A 1407-nucleotide genomic window follows, 5' to 3' on the forward strand; every position below is an offset into this window, starting at 1 on the left:
TATTGATGCTATCTAGCGCGTCACTTAATTGCTTACGCGCAATCGACGAGTCATCCACCAACAAGATATTCAGTGCTTTGAGACGTTCACGCTCTACATCCGTCAGCATCGGGATATTCGCGTTTTCATACTGCGGATAAATTTTAGAAAGCAGTAGCTCGACATCGAGCATTTGAACTGTTTGATCGCCATAACGAGTGATACCCGTTACGAAGATGTTTTTTCCAGCACTTGCTGGTGGCGTTTCAATGGCTTTCCAATCACATTCGATGATCTTCTCTATGCTACGAACCATAAACGCAACCACAGTGCGTAAACAGTCGGTCACGATGAGGTAGCAGTTTTTGTATTCTTCTTGGGTAATTGGACGAAAGCCAACCGCAGCTGACATGTCGATAACAGGAACGGTGAGATCACGAATGGTCACCGTACCAATCACATGGTGATGGGAATACGGGATTTTTGTGGTTGGCATGTAGGGTACAATTTCACGAACTTTAAGTGTCCCTATTGCGAAGTTTTGTTGCAGGGTGAGCTTAAACATCAACATACCCTGAGATTGATTCGCCTTACTAACGACTTTTGCCATGAAATAACCTTATAAATGCCACCGATTTGTGTCTAATCATATCTTATAAAGCGACAGCTTCAACCGTATAGGAAGTAAATGTGAGCTTTTTAAGCAATCTCTTTATAAATCGAGGTCAATATTACCCGTGTTGCACAGGTTTTCATCACCTAGCCAAGTGTTTTTGGGGCAAGCCATGGCCTAAAATGGGTAAGGTGGAGAAATGTTTGGCGCAAACCAGTGTATTCGGTAAACTTGCGCCACCAGAATAGTGAGAGATAAACATATGGCAAACACAGCAGCCGCATTGCACATTCTTGTTAAGCACAAAGAACAAGCTGAAGACATCATCAAGCAACTGAAAAAAGGCGCTAAATTCCAAACACTAGCGAAAAAATATTCAACTTGCCCGTCTGGCAAACGTGGTGGTGACCTCGGTGAGTTCCGTCGCGGTCAAATGGTGCCTCAATTCGACAAAGTTTGTTTTTCTGGTGAAGTGTTAACTCCGCACTTAGTCAAAACAAAATTTGGCTGGCATGTGGTCAAGGTTCTCTACAGAACATAGCCTCTACCCAGAGCTCATGAGCTGACTTTCGAGTTTCTTGAACGCCAGTACATACGAGCAGAAATCATGGTAAGCACGAATTGGCTTACCATGATTCACTTATTCTTGCCCAAAATCATTCAGAGTCAGAAACTCTATTTAATTCCTTTCACACCATTATTTCTAATAGCTTCAAGCTGACTGCAAATAGACAACGTACCTCAATAGCAACCATTACGTTCCCCAAAAACTTAATCTTTAACAAACATAAGTTGGAGCGACGACCGTTCTCCCT

The 1407-nt window shown here is 42.8% G+C and carries 2 protein-coding genes; one reads left to right on the top strand and one right to left on the bottom strand.

What is annotated here, in order from left to right; genetic code table 11:
• A partial coding sequence (locus tag R7O12_RS24835) for a chemotaxis protein (protein ID WP_318126716.1) occupies positions 1–589 on the bottom strand: 589 nt, incomplete at its 3' end.
• 265 nt (positions 590–854) lie between these two features.
• On the opposite strand from R7O12_RS24835, the gene ppiC reads away from it, so the two are divergent.
• On the top strand, positions 855–1133 hold the full coding sequence (gene ppiC, locus R7O12_RS24840; RefSeq protein WP_005375342.1) for a peptidylprolyl isomerase PpiC: 279 nt from the start codon (positions 855–857) through the stop codon (positions 1131–1133).
• Positions 1134–1407 lie beyond the last annotated feature (274 nt).

Source organism: Vibrio sp. Vb1574 (assembly GCF_033338675.1).

Coding starts and splice junctions, on each gene's coding strand:
- ppiC (WP_005375342.1), top strand. CDS start 855: ATGGCAAACACAGCAGCCGCATTGCACATTCTTGTTAAGCACAAAGAA.